The organism is Thalassospira lucentensis (assembly GCF_050516545.1).
In the GTDB taxonomy this organism is placed as follows: domain Bacteria; phylum Pseudomonadota; class Alphaproteobacteria; order Rhodospirillales; family Thalassospiraceae; genus Thalassospira; species Thalassospira lucentensis_C.
In genome coordinates, this window is sequence record NZ_CP191544.1 from 3,840,475 (window position 1) to 3,855,245 (window position 14,771).

A 14,771-nucleotide genomic window follows, 5' to 3' on the forward strand; every position below is an offset into this window, starting at 1 on the left:
GTGCGCACTTCAGGTTTGATCATACAAACACCCCGAACAGACATCATCCGTCCGTTCGGGGTGTTATTGCTTTTAACCATGATTGCATTGGGTTTAAGTGCCTGTGGCGGAAGTACCGTGCCACCGGGCACGACAAATACCAGTTACGGCCAGACCACCAATCAGGGCAATGTTAAAACCACCACGACCAAAACGACAGCAACCACCAGGCGTCCCGCCACAAGCGGGACCGCGGCGAAGAAGCCGAAAAGCAAGACCGAATCGACGGTTGCCGCCATTCCGTTCAAACCTGTTCCGACCGAAACCCTTAAAGGGCTGTCTGAAACCGATTTCGAATCGAAAATCGGCGCACCGGAAATGATCCGGGCCGAAGGTGATATCCGGGTTTGGCAATATCGCTCCGAACAGTGTTCCTTTGATGCGTTTTTCGTTCCAAAAGCCGAAGGTGACCCCCGCGAACTGCGCCATATGCTGGCACGAATGCGCCGTGGCAACAACACCATCACCCTGCAAGACTGCCTTGATCAGGTGGTGAAACTCAACCTGGGTCGCGGATAATTCCACGCAGACTAGGATAAATTGCCCACAGCAAGTTTCTGAGTGTAATCGAGATCACTCAAGTTCGCCGGAAATTGCGGTTTTGTGCCTTTCCTAGCGTGCTGAAACATAAAGATAATCTGCTAAGTTGTGATTTTTGAACGATCCTGCTTCGTTCCTTGGTTTAATCTTTACCTTTTGTTGGCAGGCTCGGATAAGGAACCTCATAAATTTGCCATATCCTGTGGCTTTATTACCTTCTTCTCGGCCCCTCGGGGTCTGTCCCGAAACTTCAGACACGATACGCGACCTCATGAAAAAACACGCCCATCGTCTCGTCAGAACCTCGCTTGCAGCTTTTATTTCTGCATTTGTCTGCATCATCGCAGTGAGCGCACCTGTCAGCAAAGCACAGGCCCAGAATGCGCCAAAACTGATTGATGTTTACGGCAAGTGGGAAGCCTATACCTATTCCGAAGAAGGCCAAAAAGTCTGTTATATGGGCAGTCAGCCAACTTCGGCCAAAGGTGACTACACCCAACGCGGCAAGATTTATGTGATGGTGACCCATCGCCCGGCCTTGAAGCTGGTCAATGAAGTCAGCTTCATCACCGGTTACACCTATAAAGACAAAAGCACGGTTGATCTTCGAATCGATTCCAACAAGTTCAGCCTGTTTACCCATGCGGATTCCGCTTGGGCCGTCGATGCTGAAACCGATCGTAAATTGGTCAGTGCGATGAAATCGGGTTCGACAATGGTTTTGGTTGGCTATTCGTCCCGCGGGACGAAAACCACCGATACCTATTCACTGTCCGGCTTTACCGCCGCCTATAACGCAATTTCAAAGGCTTGTAACACCAAGCCGATCTAACAGATCAAAGCTTGCCAAACCGGTAAGTGCAGTGCGTGCGTGCGGATTTGCAACCGTGATTGCATATGCGCGATGGCAGCAATGTGAAATTTATCATTTCTAAATCGGCCCGGCCCCGCTATATGCGGGGCCATAGCTTTACGTGCATGTTTTACGTTCCGGTCCATTTTGACGCATTTTCTGGTATAGTCCCGCAGACGCCCGAAAATGCCCGTATCAAAACGGTCGGCAATACCACCAGAACAAAAGAGAGAACCCGGGATGACCGATGTCATGACCGAAAACGCACCCCAGACCGAAGCAATCGTTCAAAAAGACGGCCCGTCGCTTACCGATTTCGTTACGCGCGCCGCCAATGGGCAGGCAGCCGACGGTCGGCGCGATCTGGTGGGGATCCCGCGTGAAGAACTGACCGAATTGATGGCGGATATGGGCGAAAGCAAGTTTCGCGTCAAACAGCTTTGGAACTGGATCTATAACCGCGGTGTCAGAGACATCGAGGAAATGACCAATATTTCTAAAAAGCTGCGCGATCGCCTTTCGCAGGAATTTTATGTGGGCCGCCCGGTTCTCACAGCAGATCAGAAAAGCACGGATGATACCCATAAATGGCTGATGAAATTCCATGACGGGAATGAAGCCGAAACCGTTTATATCCCGGACCGCAACGAAGACCGCGGTGCTGTGTGCATTTCGTCCCAGGTTGGCTGTACCCTAACCTGTAAGTTCTGCCACACCGGTACCCAGCTTCTGGTGCGTAACCTGACACCGGGTGAAATCGTTAGCCAGTTCATGATTGCGCGCGACAGTTACGGCGAATGGCCAACCCCGTCCAACGGCATTCGCCGCCTGTCAAACATCGTCATGATGGGCATGGGCGAGCCACTGTTTAACTATGAAAATGTCCGCGATGCCCTGCGCATTGCCATGGACGGCGAAGGCATTTCGATCTCACGCCGTCGCGTGACACTTTCGACATCTGGTGTGGTGCCCGAAATCGTGCGCTGTGGCGAAGAACTTGGCGTTGGTCTGGCGATTTCACTGCATGCGCCAGAAGATGATCTGCGCAATGAAATCATGCCTATCAACAAGAAATACCCGCTCAAAGAATTGATGAATGCCTGCCGTCATTATCCGGGCATGTCCAATTCACGGCCGATCACCATGGAATATGTCATGCTCAAGGGCATTAATGACAAACCAGAACATGCCCGTGCATTGGCCAAACTGGTCAAAGGCGTTCACTGCAAATTTAACCTGATCCCGTTTAATAAATGGCCAGGATCAGATTACGAATGCACGCCGACCAACGATATCAAGAAATTCGCGCAAATCCTGCTTGATAATGGCTATGAAGCGCCGATCCGCTGGCCGCGCGGCCGTGATATTCTCGCCGCCTGTGGTCAGCTGAAATCCGAAAGCCAGCGCCAGCGTAAATCGCGCGTTTCAGGCTGTGGTAAATCCGGTGCAGGTGAAACCAGCAACGAAAGCGTTGTTGCGGCTCAGTAAGCACCAAATATCGGTCTAGACCGCAATAATCCCAAAGTTCCGATCAACACCGGATGGCCATGCTGTCCGGTGTTTTTCTATGAGAAAACCTTTCACATCCATGTTCAAATCTGGGCGAAGATTTCGGAACGATCAAGATCATCTCGGCCACTCTGGTGATGGCAGGATTGTTGATTAACGTCTTTGGCGGGAAATTATTCGGCTTTATATCGCGAAATAAAGCGATATTTTCGTGAAATAGAAATTGTCTGATTATTCTATTTTGATTAAATCCAGCGTGCTTGTAATTTCTTGCCGCCGTTATCTTCAGGGGTTCTGATATCTGAAATATCGATGTTCATCGCCAGGACACCACCAAGCCCGCCAACTGCAATATCCGTTAGCCTGCGCCCGATGCCATCGCGGTCAAGCTCCGCCAGATAGATATCGCGGGCCTCTTCATCAAAGAAGTCGATGGTATAGCCATGGGTAAAACCTTGGCTAAGACCACTGCCGGTGGTTTTTGCGCCCCCGGCAAACGCAACCATACCCGGTGTTTCAAAGGCTGCTGCTTCAACACCCACAAGGACTTCCTTGATCTGGTCGGCGGGAATGCTTCCTGATACTTGTACAAGAACGATATGACGGATCATTTCGGGGGATCTTTCACCCAGTTCGCAGGATCAATGAGGGTTGGCAACAAAACAAACTTCTGTCCCGATCTGTTCATATGACCCGCAAACAGGGCTGCGTCATCCCCGGGTCCGAAAAAGATATCGCCACGCACCGGCCCACGAATGGCCCCACCGGTATCCTGCGCAATCATCAGACGATTAAATTTGCGGTCCAAATTCATTGGATCACGGGTTTCAAGCCAGACCGGAACCCCCATCGCATGAAACCGTCGATCGACGGCCAATGACCGGCCCGGTTCCAACGCCACCCCTTGGGATCCCAATGGCCCGCCGTTGGGGTCATCAGGGTCGGTTTTAAGTGGGTGGAAGAAGACAAAGGATGCGTTGGTGTTCATCACCCCGTCTGCTTCGTCCGGGTTGTCATGAAGCCATTTCTGGATGGTTTGCAGAGAAACCGTTTCACGCGTTAAGGCACCGCGTTCAATCAGTTCACGCCCAATAGCAAAATAAGGATGCCCGTTGGTCGCGGCATAGCCAACCCGTAAAACACTGTTATCAGGCAAAACCACCCGCCCGGATCCTTGAATTTGCAGGAAAAAGGCATCAACGGCATCATCGACCCAGACCATTTCAAGATCGCGGCCGGAAAGTGCACCGTTTTCGATCTCTGCCCGGTTGAAATAGGGTTTCACACTGCTGCCGCTAAGTCGGCCCACCAGTTTGGTTCCCTTAAGATCATCGCGGAAATCACCAAGATCAATTGAAACCATGTCATCCGGTTTTAAATAAATCGGGGTCTGAAACTGATCGCCCTTGGTCAGGCTTCCACGCAGTTCCGGTTCATAATATCCTGTGAACAGGCCTTCGGGCTTTGCGCCATTGCCCGAAAGATACGGTCTGAAATCGCTTTGGAAAAAGGCGCGGGCGTCTTCTTTGCGCAGGCTATCAACATCCAACGACACCGCCGTTTCACATGAATTGCGCCATTGACCGATGGTGCCCATGCGAACATCGGGGCCAACCATCTTGTCATCATCACGTCGCAACATTGCCTTGCAGGACCGTGCAAACGCACGGATCGCCGGGCGCATATCGTCACTTTGCCAGCCATCAAGATCAGCAAATGTCACCGGACGCAGGGTCAGGATATCTTCCTGTTTGGCCGGTTCTTCGATGTCCCCGGTGATGTCGGGCCAGAACATCCAGATCAGAGCAGCACCTGCCCCAAACAGAACGGAAATAAGACTGAGATAGCGCGATAAAACCAAACGTCGTTTCAAGATAGAACCCGTTTACTGACAAGCACAATGCGCCGCTTTGACCACGGCATAAGGAATGTCAATTTTGCCTGCTACATGCTTAACAAGCCGATAATTCGATGGGTTCTAACCTGCAAACACGCACAAAAAAGGCGACCCGATATGCTCGGATCGCCTGATAAATCTGTGTGTCGGGAAACCGGTTAATGTGCGGTTTCTTCTTCCGGAGTTTCGGTCGCAACAAGCTGCCAGTTTGGATCGCGGTTTTCAACATTGCGCGCAAAGGTCCAAAGGTCTTCTGCTTCGACAACCTTGTTGGGATCACCAGAGACAACGGCACCTTCGGCATTGCGAATAACCGAGACTTCCTCGGAGACGAATTTCACAGTGACATAGGCTGTACGGCCTTCAAGGCTGGCATCGTGGATAGTGGCACTTTTGATACCAACCAATGTGGTTTCCTCGTGCTCGCCCTTTTCAGCCCGCGCATCAATCGCTGCGGCAAAGTTTTTGTAAACTTCCGCTGAAAGCAATGGGTTCAGACCGTCCTTGTCGCCCTTGGCAAAATATTCAACAATCATTTCAAACGCCATCCGTCCACCATTCAGGAAATCCTGCTGGGTGAAGCTTGGGTCGAATTTTTGAATCTGCTGCAAGGTTGCAAAAGTACCCGAAGGAACATTTGACGCATCCTGATCGTTATCGGAGTCAGGTAAGCGATAAACATTGTCGGTCTGCGCTGCGGTGTCATTCTGACTTTTATCAGTGTCATTTTCATGGGACTGACGGCCAAAAATATCGGACTGACCCTGTTTTTCATTGCCTGTGCGACGGCCAAGTACACCGCGCAAGCGCAGTACAAGAAAAACAGCTATCAGTGCGAATAAGAAGATATCGAAATACTGCAAGACCGATCTCTTGATCCTAATGGTTTCAAACAGGCCGGATTGATATCACAACCGTGGACGAAAGATGGTATGAACCCAACCAAATGCAAGGGCAACCAGTGATCACGTTAATGCATGTGATCATCTTCACCTTCATATAAGGTCAAAATTGGCGATTTGCCGCATTTTCGTCCAGTTATGGCATTAGTTTTCCGACCAATACACATTGCAGACTAATGGGAAATCACTGAAATCCAAGTTGTTTTCTGCAATAGTTTCAGCACTTCGTCAGGTTTGGCGTTAAAATGCATTGTTTTAAATCAGATATTCGCGGTCAAATTCGCCAAGGAACGGAGAAAAAATGGGTTTTTATTTCCTCGTCATTTTCGTCGCAATGCCGATCATTGAAATCGCGGTCTTTATTCAGGCTGGCGATCTGATTGGTTTGTGGCCAACCATTGGCGTTGTCATCCTGACCGCTATTATCGGAACATCCCTGATGCGTGCCCAAGGTTTGCAAACCCTTGCCAAAGCCCAAAGCCAAATGGATCAGGGGGAAATGCCAATCGGTGCGATGTTTGATGGTATTTGCATTCTCATTGCCGGTGTCTTGCTGCTGACCCCGGGTTTTGTCACCGATACACTCGGTTTCTTGCTTCTAATCCCGCCGCTTCGCCAGTTGGTCGGGGCAAAGGTGATCATGAAACTGGTTCAATCGGGCAATATTCGCACCAATTTCGGGGGTGCCGGATTTGGTGGCGGTCGTCCCGGTGGTGGTGCAGGTGGGGCTGGCGGGGCACGACGTGGTGCCGGCCCGATCATTGATGGCGATTATGAAAATGTCAGCCCCGATGATGCTTCAAATGACAGCGCTGCGGCGGATAGCTCAAACCCCGATGGTCCGCGCAACTTGCCACCAAAAGACTGATCGGCAATTTCACAGGAAAATCACAATTTCAGAAGCTTGGCCAAGTTCATCGGCCAAGCTTCTTTTATTCTGTGCTGATGTAGCCATAACCGATTGAACATCGCATCAAGAAAACCCGCAGAAATATGCGCTTTGCAGTCGGTTTGATTGGCTTGCCCGCACTCCTCATCCGTGCTAGGCCAGATCATCTGCCGCAACTACGCGGCGTCAGAAATAAGCATTTCAGCAACGGTGAATGATCAAAATCCCATCAGGGCCATCGCTGTTCAAACCGCGCCTGAAGGCTTTTTTCTGATTAAGACCCAATGAATTAAGGGAGCTAGACTTTAATGGCCGAGAATACCACCGGTGCAGAACAGGGCGCTGCAAAACAGCAGCCCGCCGCAAATCCGATCACGATCCATACCCAGTACATCAAGGATCTTTCTTTCGAAAATCCGAATGCACCGGAAAGCGTTGCGCTTCAAGAGCAGCCGAAAATCAACATCGATGTCGATGTCGAAGCCCGCACCACCCAAGATCAGAAGCTTCATGAAGTGACCATTAAAATCAACGTCAAAGCCGACGTTGCCGATAAGGTTGCCTTCATTGCCGAGCTTCAGTACGGCGCGGTTGTCACGCTGAATGTTGAAGAACAGCATCGTCTGCCAGTTCTCATGATCGAAGTTCCGCGTCTTCTGTTCCCATATGTTCGCAAGATCGTATCTGACCTGACCGCGGATGGTGGTTTCCCACCACTGATGATGCAGCAGATTGATTTTGCTGATCTTTTCCGCAAGAAATTCGCCAAACAGATGGATGGTCAACCGGCTGGAAATGCCTGATTGACCCCGTAGACATCTATTTGGTTCGATACCAAAACAAAGGCCGCCAAACTGGCGGCCTTTTTATTTAACTATCGTAATGAAATGCAATGCCCGCCTAAATAATCGGGTAAAAATCCCAGATTAAAACGGCTTTGCGATCACCATAAAGACAATAATAACCATCAAAACAGCCGGTACTTCATTGATAATACGATAGAATTTCTGTGATTTTGTATTTGCATCCGCTTCGAACTGGCGGCGGCAGCGTGCCAGAACCATATGGATGGCCGTCATCAAAACCACGCATAGAAGCTTCACATGGAACCAACCTTGGGACATCGCATCGATTTCGTGGATCAGATAGCCACCAAAAATCCATGACGCAATCATCGCCGGGTTCATAATCGCCCGCAAAAGCCGACGTTCCATGATTTTGAACTTCTCGCTGGCTTCCGAGCCCGGTTGAACTTCGCAGTGATAAACATAAAGTCTGGGCAAATAGAGAAGACCTGCCATCCAGGCAATCACGCTGATGACATGCAGGGATTTGATAATGCTGTATGTATCCATCTCTCTCTTCTCTGATTTGGCTGTTGTTATGTGTCTGGCTGTGATCTGCGGGATCGCCCGAACCATAACAACAATCAGGCCGGTTCCGAAGCGGTAACCGGCCTGATATCATTGATTAATTGACTTATGCCCCGCCAGGTTGCTTGGCAACTGCACAGGAATGTTCATCCGGGCACCACCAGCCACGGGTTTCGACCGTGTAGTCATCCGACCCGTTTTGATCAAACTCGCTTTGGGTTTGTTTTACAACCGAAACAAGTCCGTTGATGAATTTCGGATGGGAACAAACCGTGCGGACCCGCTCATAAATCGGGACATTCTTTTCGTGGGCCAGTTCGCCATATTCGATATCAAGTTCAACCAGCGTTTCAGAATGCTCGGTCACAAAGGCAATCGGCACAATGACAAGGCCAACGCCTTCTTTGCCGGCCCGTTCGATCTCGGTTTCGGTCGATGGCCCAATCCATTCCATCGGACCGACCCGGCTTTGATAGCAAACCTTCCAGTCCAGACCTTCAATCGCAAGCTTCTCGACCACAGCAGCAGAAGTTTTTTCAATCTGCGACTGATAGGGATCCCCGCGCTTGGTAATCACGGCCTTGGGCACACCATGGGCTGAAAACAACAGACGCGGTGCCGCAATACCAAGTTCCTTGGCCTTTGCCACCGCGGTTTCATAACCTGTGCGGATCATGTCGGCCGAGGCGTCAATAAAGCCCGGATTGGTCGGATAACAACAGGCCGTTTTGATCGGCGCAGTTAAGCCCACTTTATGGCAGGCCCGTTTCCAATCCTTGACCGATGATCCGCTGGTGGTGGTGGAAAATTGCGGATAAAGCGGCAGCAAAATTTGTTCATCAGCCCCCCAAGCCTTGACCAATTCTGCTGTGTCATCGGCAAACGGTTTCCAATAGCGCATGGCGATGAAGCAACGATTTTCATACCCGTCATCCTCGGAATTCAGCGCTGCCTGCAGGGCATCTGCCTGATCCTGAGTAAGTTCCAAAAGGGGTGATTTACCGCCGATATGGGCATATATTTCCTGGGCAACCGGCGCACGACGGCGCGAAATCAGCTTTGCCAACAAATAGCGAAACGGATTGGGCAGGTTGATAATTGCCGGATCATTGAACAGATTGAACAAAAACGGTTCAACCGCTTCTGGACTGTCCGGCCCCCCCAGATTGAAAAGAACAATGGCGCGTTTCTTACGCGTAGTCTCGGACATTTGGCTATCCTTCATGGCGTTTTGACCAGTTCCCGACAAACTGGAAATCGTAATGGATAAACCCGTCCGCTCCGGGCCTATATTGGGTAAAGACGGCCGAAGCGCAACGGATTTAAGCCGTTATACGCATTGAATTTTCCAATCGATTTGATTGATTTCAAAAATCACTGCTGATTCCTGATAAATTTCACCAGCTTATCGACATTTTCCGGCGGTGTTTCCGGGGTGATGCCATGGCCAAGGTTAAAGATGAACGGTCCTTTGCCCAGCGTATCAAGAATGCGTTTGGTTTCTTCAAACATCGCATCCCCGCCGGTAATCAGTAGCATCGGATCAAGATTGCCCTGAACCGCACCCAGTTTCTGAAGATTTTCAGCCACCCAGTCGAGCTTGACACCGCTATCGATTCCAATCGCGGTCACACCGGTTTTGGTTTTAAAATCAATCAGATGAAGACCTGCCCCACGCGGGAAGCCAATAATCGGCAAATCAGGATGAACTTCGCGTAAATTGGCAACGATCTGCTTGGTCGGTTCGATAACCCAGCGGTTAAAGCCGGTTTCAGACAACACACCGCCCCAGGTTTCAAACAGCTGAATGCATTCTGCACCTGCTTCAACCTGTTTAAGCAGATATTGCGTCGTCGCTTCGACAACAATGTCGATCAGTTTGCCAAAGCCAACCGGATCGCCATAGGCAAAGCGACGGATATTGGCAAAATCCTTACTGCCTTTGCCTTCGACCATATAGGTCGCCACAGTCCACGGACCCCCTGCGAACCCGATGAGTGCTGTATGGCTTGGAATGGCACTGGAAAGCTTTGAAACAGTCTCGTAGATGGGTCCAAGCGTGTCATGAATGCCATCAACTGATAATTTGCCAAGGCCTGAAGCATCGCGGATGGCCTCAAGCTGTGGGCCTTCACCCTGCTTGAAGGCCAAGTGCTGTCCAAGTGCCTGCGGTATAACCAGGATATCGGAGAACAGAATTGCCGCATCGAAGTCATAGCGCCGAAGCGGCTGCAACGTAACTTCGCAGGCAAGATCGGGATTATAGCAAAGATCAAGAAATGATCCTGCCTCGCCACGGGTTGCGCGGTATTCTGGCAGATATCGACCTGCTTGGCGCATCAACCAGATTGGCGGGACGGGGAGTGTTTCGCCATCAAGGGCACGCAAGAAAGTCTTTTTGGTGTTGGGCATCTGGTTTCCTGTTCGTCTTTCCCGATCGATTTTTATCTGGTTCCGGGCTCTGACCCTAAAGACCAGAACCAATTTTGTAATTCCGTGAATTTTGTCCTGTGGCCTTGGCCGGGACGTTTTCCACGTTCTGCCTAACAAAACCTTATTTAATAAAAAAGGATGTTGTTTGTAGGTAGATACCTGTGGATAACAGGGATTAAATTTAACGCACAGTTTATTCACATTTCGACTCGGGAAAAATGACTCATCTCAAGCCAATTTGGGGAAAACTGTGCACGACTCCGAACGACTCTCAGACTCTGCCTTGGGATAAGAGCGTTTTGAATAACGGGGATAACGTGAATAAGGCTGGTTTTTGCAGTCTTATCCCTGCTATTACGGGAAAAAATAAACACTTATCCCGCTCGGGACAGACGTCTTGAGAAAGTTTGTATGACGTGGAGGATAATTCCTGTGGAAAACATTGGGCCGGAGTCGCACCCGTTATCCACAATTGTCCACAGGGCCGACTCCGGACTGGTAACTCCGGGTTGAGCTAATATACCTTATCCATGTGGCTAGTGATCGAAATATCGAACACCTAAAATAATAAGTACAAAAATCGCTTGGGCAGCAAAAAGTGGATAACTGAACCCTTGCATCGGCAAAAATCGCCAAAAGACGGATTGGGCCATGGTTGAAACAGATAAAATTTTCCATCTTCATCTGGTTTCCGATTCAACCGGCGAAACCGTTGACGGGGTCGCACGTGCCTGTATTGCCCAATTCCCCGATGTGCGTGCGCATGAACATGTTTGGTCCCTGATCCGAACCGATGCGCAATTGGCCCGTGTTTTGGCCGATATTGAACGCAATCCGGGGATTGTCCTTTACACCGTGTTTGACAGCGATATTCGCCGCAAACTCGAAGAAGGCTGCCGCAGACTTCAGATTCCGCATAGCCATGTGTTGGACAACACCGTCACCATGATGGCCGGCTATTTGGGTCAGCAATCGCGCGGCCGAACCGGCGCGCTTCATAAAATGGATGAAGAATATTTCAGCCGGATCGAGGCGATTGATTACACACTTTCCCATGATGACGGCCAATCTGGCTGGGATCTGGAAGAAGCTGACATCGTGATTGTCGGGGTATCGCGCACATCAAAAACGCCAACATCGGTCTATCTTGCCAATCGCGGCATCAAGACCGCCAACATTCCCTTTGTGCCCGGATGTCCGCTACCGCCCGAACTTGATCAACTTAAAAAGCCGTTGATCGTTGGCCTGATCAAGGATGTTGATCAATTGGTCTCCATCCGTAAAAACCGCCTGCGCCAGATCGAACGCGGCGAAGGTGGGGATTACGTTGATCCGGTGGCGGTACGTGATGAGGTGCATCAGGCACGGCGCTATTTTACCGATCGCGGATGGAAGATCATTAATGTCACCCGCCGATCGATTGAAGAAACGGCGGCCATGATTTTGGCCACCATGTATGACCGTCGCGGACACTAACAGGATATTTAACGAATGACCCACCGGCTTATTCTGGCTTCAAGCAGCAAAGCACGTCACACCATGCTGAAAAACGCAGGCGTTGAATGCGAAGCCGTTGCTTCGATGATTGACGAAGATGGCTATAAACAATCGATGAAGGCCGAGGGTGCCAATGCCGCCGAAGCCGCCGAAACGCTTGCGGAAATGAAGGCGCTCCGGATGTATCGTCAGCGACCGGACGCGATTGTTATCGCGGCTGATCAGATGTTGGAATGCAATGGCATCTGGTTTGACAAGCCGGTTGACCGTGATCATACCCGCGCCCAGCTTTTGGCGCTGCGCGGTAAAACCCATCAATTGGTGTCGGCGGCTGTTATATATAAAGAGGGCTCGCGCATTTGGGGGACGATTGATACCGCCCATCTGACCATGCGCAATTTCACCGAAGAATGGCTTGATGAATATCTTGATGCCGCCGGCGAAGAGATTTTTCATTGTGTCGGCGGATATCAGCTTGAAGGCATCGGCGCACAGCTGTTTACCGAAGTCCGCGGTGACTATTTTACTGTTCTTGGATTGCCGCTGTTGCCATTGATTGGCTTTTTGCGTGATCACGGTGTGCTAAAAGCATAATGAAAAGAATAAACTGATCCGATCTTCAGGCAGGAAATACCGCAACATGACCCCCCGTAATCCTTTTCGCACCCTTTCTGGAACGTCGCGCCTGGCCGGTGTTATGGGCTGGCCGGTGTCGCATTCAAAATCGCCGCGCTTGCACGGATACTGGTTGGCGAAATACGGGATTGATGGCTGTTACATGCCGTTGCCGGTCGAACCGGACAACTTTCAGGCGGCGTTGATTTCATTGCGAAATCTGGGTTTTTCCGGGGTCAATGTGACCATTCCGCAAAAAGAAATGGCGATGCCTGAATGTGATGAACTGTCTGATCGTGCGCGCAGAATTGGCGCGGTCAATACCGTCACATTTGCCAAAGATGGCCGGATGTTGGGCGATAATACTGACGGTTTCGGGTTTATGGAAAACCTGCGTCAGGAAGCCCCGAACGCGGCATTTTGTTCCGGTCCGGCGGTGGTGCTTGGCGCTGGTGGGGCATCACGGGCGGTTTTGATTGCCCTTCTGGATGAAGGCAGTCCGCAAATTCGGATCGCCAATCGCACCCGTAAACGCGCCGAAGATCTGGCTACAGAAATCAATGACCCCCGGATCAAAGTGGTGGACTGGCCGTTGGCGCCAGAAACCCTTTGCGATGTGTTCTTGGTGGTCAATACGACAAGCCTTGGCATGGTCGGGCAGCCCAAGCTGGAAATCGATCTTGATGGTTTGCCAAAATCGGCCTTGGTGACCGATATCGTTTATGCGCCGCTTATGACCGATCTTTTGGGGCAGGCCAAAGCGCGTGGCAATCCGGTTGTCGATGGATTGGGCATGTTGCTGCATCAGGCGCGGCCGGGGTTTCATCGCTGGTTCGGGATTGATCCGGAAGTCACCCAGGAACTGCGCGATTTTGTTCTTTCACCGGATTAAGCACCCAAGGACGATCTGACTATGGTGATTATGGGGTTGACCGGATCCATCGGAATGGGGAAATCCACCGCGGCCAAGATGTTTAAACATCTTGGGGTTCCGGTTCATGATGCCGATGCCAGCAGCCATGTTTTAATGGCACCCGATGGTTTGGCGTTTGATCCGATTGCCAAGGCCTTTCCCGATGTCATCATTAAAGGCCGAATTGATCGGCGGGTGTTGGGCCAGCAGGTTTTTGCCAATCCCGTGCTTTTGAAAAAGCTTGAGTCAATTTTGCATCCCTTGATCCGGGCCGCAGAAATTCGCTTTTTACGAAGCCAGCAAAGGTTGGGTCGTAAGTTGGTGGTGCTTGATATCCCGCTTTTATATGAAACCGGCGGCGAAAAACGCTGTGATATCGTCACGGTTGTGTCAGCCCCGGCATTTGTTCAACGCCAGCGTGTTCTTGCGCGAGAAGGGATGACGGATGACAAATTTTCCGCCATTCTGTCCAAACAGATGCCTGATATTGAAAAGCGTCGACGTGCCGATTTTGTCATCCCGACAGGGCTGGGACGAGCTGTAACTTTTCAATATATTCAGGGTATTGTTAACCAACTAAGCTGATCATCGGACCCTGATATATGCGTGAGATTGTCCTCGATACTGAAACGACTGGTCTTGATCCCTATGCTGACCACCGTCTGGTGGAAATTGGCTGTATCGAACTCATCAATCACATGCCGACCGGTCGCCAGTACCATCAATATATCAATCCGCAACGCCCAATGCCGATCGAGGCCTTTAATGTTCACGGCCTTGGTGACGAGTTTTTGAAAGACCAGCCGGTCTTTGCCGAAGTTGCGGATGATTTTCTCGAATTCATTGGCGATGATTCGATATTGGTCATTCACAATGCTGCATTTGATATGAAGTTCCTGAATGCGGAACTTGAATGGCTTGATAAGCCGCGCATTGCCATGGATCGTGCCCTTGATACGGTTCAGATGGCGCGCAAAAAATTCCCCGGATCGCCGGTTAGCCTTGATGCGCTGTGTCGCCGGTTCAAGATTGATAACTCCAACCGGACACTTCACGGCGCCCTGCTTGACTCCGATCTTTTGGCACTGGTGTATCTGGAACTTCTTGGCGGTCGGCAGCATGGTTTGTCCCTTGATCCGAATGCGCAAAATGCGGATGGTGGTGGGGAAACCAAGCGGGTTTTGGGGCCGAAATCAAACCGGCTGGAACCGCGACCACACGTGATCAGTGATACGGAACTTGCCGCCCATCAGGCCTATATCGAAACCAAGGTCAAAGAGGCGCTCTGGCTTAAGAAGAACGAGGCCTGAG

The 14,771-nt window shown here is 50.7% G+C and carries 16 protein-coding genes; 10 read left to right on the forward strand and 6 right to left on the reverse strand.

The features are described from left to right. From ACQ0MK_RS17640 to rlmN, 3 genes are all read left to right on the forward strand, one after another. Complete coding sequence (locus ACQ0MK_RS17640) at positions 1-558, forward strand: hypothetical protein (protein WP_430473714.1); 558 nt, start codon at positions 1-3, stop codon at positions 556-558. A 292-nt stretch (positions 559-850) separates the two neighbouring features. Then, entirely contained in the window at positions 851-1,411 is a 561-nt protein-coding gene (locus ACQ0MK_RS17645; RefSeq protein WP_430473715.1) for an invasion associated locus B family protein, read from the forward strand. Between the two features lie 261 nt (positions 1,412-1,672). Then, complete coding sequence (gene rlmN / locus ACQ0MK_RS17650) at positions 1,673-2,920, forward strand: 23S rRNA (adenine(2503)-C(2))-methyltransferase RlmN (RefSeq protein ID WP_430473716.1); 1,248 nt, start codon at positions 1,673-1,675, stop codon at positions 2,918-2,920. A 266-nt stretch (positions 2,921-3,186) separates the two neighbouring features. Here rlmN and ACQ0MK_RS17655 read toward each other — a convergent pair whose 3' ends face one another. The 3 genes from ACQ0MK_RS17655 to ACQ0MK_RS17665 all read right to left on the reverse strand — a co-directional run bounded on the left by ACQ0MK_RS17655 (position 3,187) and on the right by ACQ0MK_RS17665 (position 5,701). Beyond that, positions 3,187-3,552 (reverse strand): Dabb family protein, encoded by a 366-nt coding sequence (locus tag ACQ0MK_RS17655; protein ID WP_350045069.1) that lies wholly within the window; start codon positions 3,550-3,552, stop codon positions 3,187-3,189. Further along, complete coding sequence (gene mltA, locus ACQ0MK_RS17660; protein WP_430473717.1) at positions 3,549-4,814, reverse strand: murein transglycosylase A; 1,266 nt, start codon at positions 4,812-4,814, stop codon at positions 3,549-3,551. Before mltA ends, ACQ0MK_RS17655 begins: the two co-directional genes overlap by 4 nt. A 182-nt stretch (positions 4,815-4,996) precedes the next feature. Further along, positions 4,997-5,701 carry a Tim44/TimA family putative adaptor protein gene (locus ACQ0MK_RS17665; protein WP_430473718.1) on the reverse strand — a complete coding sequence of 235 codons (705 nt, stop codon included), beginning with the start codon at positions 5,699-5,701 and terminating at the stop codon, positions 4,997-4,999. 340 nt (positions 5,702-6,041) lie between these two features. Between ACQ0MK_RS17665 and ACQ0MK_RS17670 the strand changes: the two genes are divergently transcribed. Continuing rightward, complete coding sequence (locus tag ACQ0MK_RS17670; protein ID WP_430473719.1) at positions 6,042-6,608, forward strand: FxsA family protein; 567 nt, start codon at positions 6,042-6,044, stop codon at positions 6,606-6,608. A 329-nt stretch (positions 6,609-6,937) separates the two neighbouring features. Beyond that, positions 6,938-7,432, forward strand: a complete 495-nt coding sequence (gene secB / locus ACQ0MK_RS17675) for a protein-export chaperone SecB (protein ID WP_350045066.1) — start codon at positions 6,938-6,940, stop codon at positions 7,430-7,432. A gap of 123 nt (positions 7,433-7,555) precedes the next feature. Here the strand turns inward: secB and hemJ are convergent, their stop codons facing one another. From hemJ to hemE, 3 genes are all read right to left on the reverse strand, one after another. Next, positions 7,556-7,984, reverse strand: coding sequence for a protoporphyrinogen oxidase HemJ (gene hemJ, locus ACQ0MK_RS17680; RefSeq protein WP_430473720.1), 429 nt, complete (start codon positions 7,982-7,984; stop codon positions 7,556-7,558). 124 nt (positions 7,985-8,108) lie between these two features. Continuing rightward, positions 8,109-9,212 carry a ferrochelatase gene (gene hemH, locus ACQ0MK_RS17685; protein WP_430473721.1) on the reverse strand — a complete coding sequence of 368 codons (1,104 nt, stop codon included), beginning with the start codon at positions 9,210-9,212 and terminating at the stop codon, positions 8,109-8,111. 164 nt (positions 9,213-9,376) lie between these two features. Then, a complete protein-coding gene (hemE, locus tag ACQ0MK_RS17690; RefSeq protein WP_430473722.1) occupies positions 9,377-10,414 on the reverse strand; it encodes a uroporphyrinogen decarboxylase in 1,038 nt (345 codons plus the stop codon). A gap of 672 nt (positions 10,415-11,086) precedes the next feature. On the opposite strand from hemE, the gene ACQ0MK_RS17695 reads away from it, so the two are divergent. Genes ACQ0MK_RS17695 through dnaQ form a run of 5 tightly spaced genes read left to right on the forward strand, consistent with a single transcriptional unit; the run spans position 11,087 to position 14,770 of the window. Continuing rightward, positions 11,087-11,911, forward strand: a complete 825-nt coding sequence (locus ACQ0MK_RS17695) for a pyruvate, water dikinase regulatory protein (protein ID WP_350041067.1) — start codon at positions 11,087-11,089, stop codon at positions 11,909-11,911. Between the two features lie 15 nt (positions 11,912-11,926). After that, on the forward strand, positions 11,927-12,526 hold the full coding sequence (locus tag ACQ0MK_RS17700; RefSeq protein WP_350041068.1) for a Maf family protein: 600 nt from the start codon (positions 11,927-11,929) through the stop codon (positions 12,524-12,526). Positions 12,527-12,572: 46 nt separating this feature from the next. Beyond that, entirely contained in the window at positions 12,573-13,439 is an 867-nt protein-coding gene (locus tag ACQ0MK_RS17705; RefSeq protein WP_430473723.1) for a shikimate dehydrogenase, read from the forward strand. A gap of 30 nt (positions 13,440-13,469) precedes the next feature. Then, a complete protein-coding gene (gene coaE, locus ACQ0MK_RS17710) occupies positions 13,470-14,045 on the forward strand; it encodes a dephospho-CoA kinase (protein WP_430476044.1) in 576 nt (191 codons plus the stop codon). Positions 14,046-14,062: 17 nt separating this feature from the next. Continuing rightward, positions 14,063-14,770, forward strand: a complete 708-nt coding sequence (gene dnaQ / locus ACQ0MK_RS17715; protein WP_430473724.1) for a DNA polymerase III subunit epsilon — start codon at positions 14,063-14,065, stop codon at positions 14,768-14,770. Position 14,771: the final 1 nt, after the last annotated feature.

Excerpts from the sequence above, each read along its gene's own strand:
- ACQ0MK_RS17645 (WP_430473715.1), top strand. The coding sequence starts at position 851 with ATGAAAAAACACGCCCATCGTCTCGTCAGAACCTCGCTTGCAGCTTTT.
- rlmN (WP_430473716.1), top strand. The coding sequence starts at position 1,673 with ATGACCGATGTCATGACCGAAAACGCACCCCAGACCGAAGCAATCGTT.
- ACQ0MK_RS17655 (WP_350045069.1), bottom strand. The coding sequence starts at position 3,552 with ATGATCCGTCATATCGTTCTTGTACAAGTATCAGGAAGCATTCCCGCC.
- ACQ0MK_RS17670 (WP_430473719.1), top strand. The coding sequence starts at position 6,042 with ATGGGTTTTTATTTCCTCGTCATTTTCGTCGCAATGCCGATCATTGAA.
- secB (WP_350045066.1), top strand. The coding sequence starts at position 6,938 with ATGGCCGAGAATACCACCGGTGCAGAACAGGGCGCTGCAAAACAGCAG.
- hemJ (WP_430473720.1), bottom strand. The coding sequence starts at position 7,984 with ATGGATACATACAGCATTATCAAATCCCTGCATGTCATCAGCGTGATT.
- hemH (WP_430473721.1), bottom strand. The coding sequence starts at position 9,212 with ATGTCCGAGACTACGCGTAAGAAACGCGCCATTGTTCTTTTCAATCTG.
- hemE (WP_430473722.1), bottom strand. The coding sequence starts at position 10,414 with ATGCCCAACACCAAAAAGACTTTCTTGCGTGCCCTTGATGGCGAAACA.
- ACQ0MK_RS17695 (WP_350041067.1), top strand. The coding sequence starts at position 11,087 with ATGGTTGAAACAGATAAAATTTTCCATCTTCATCTGGTTTCCGATTCA.
- ACQ0MK_RS17700 (WP_350041068.1), top strand. The coding sequence starts at position 11,927 with ATGACCCACCGGCTTATTCTGGCTTCAAGCAGCAAAGCACGTCACACC.
- ACQ0MK_RS17705 (WP_430473723.1), top strand. The coding sequence starts at position 12,573 with ATGACCCCCCGTAATCCTTTTCGCACCCTTTCTGGAACGTCGCGCCTG.
- coaE (WP_430476044.1), top strand. The coding sequence starts at position 13,470 with ATGGGGTTGACCGGATCCATCGGAATGGGGAAATCCACCGCGGCCAAG.
- dnaQ (WP_430473724.1), top strand. The coding sequence starts at position 14,063 with ATGCGTGAGATTGTCCTCGATACTGAAACGACTGGTCTTGATCCCTAT.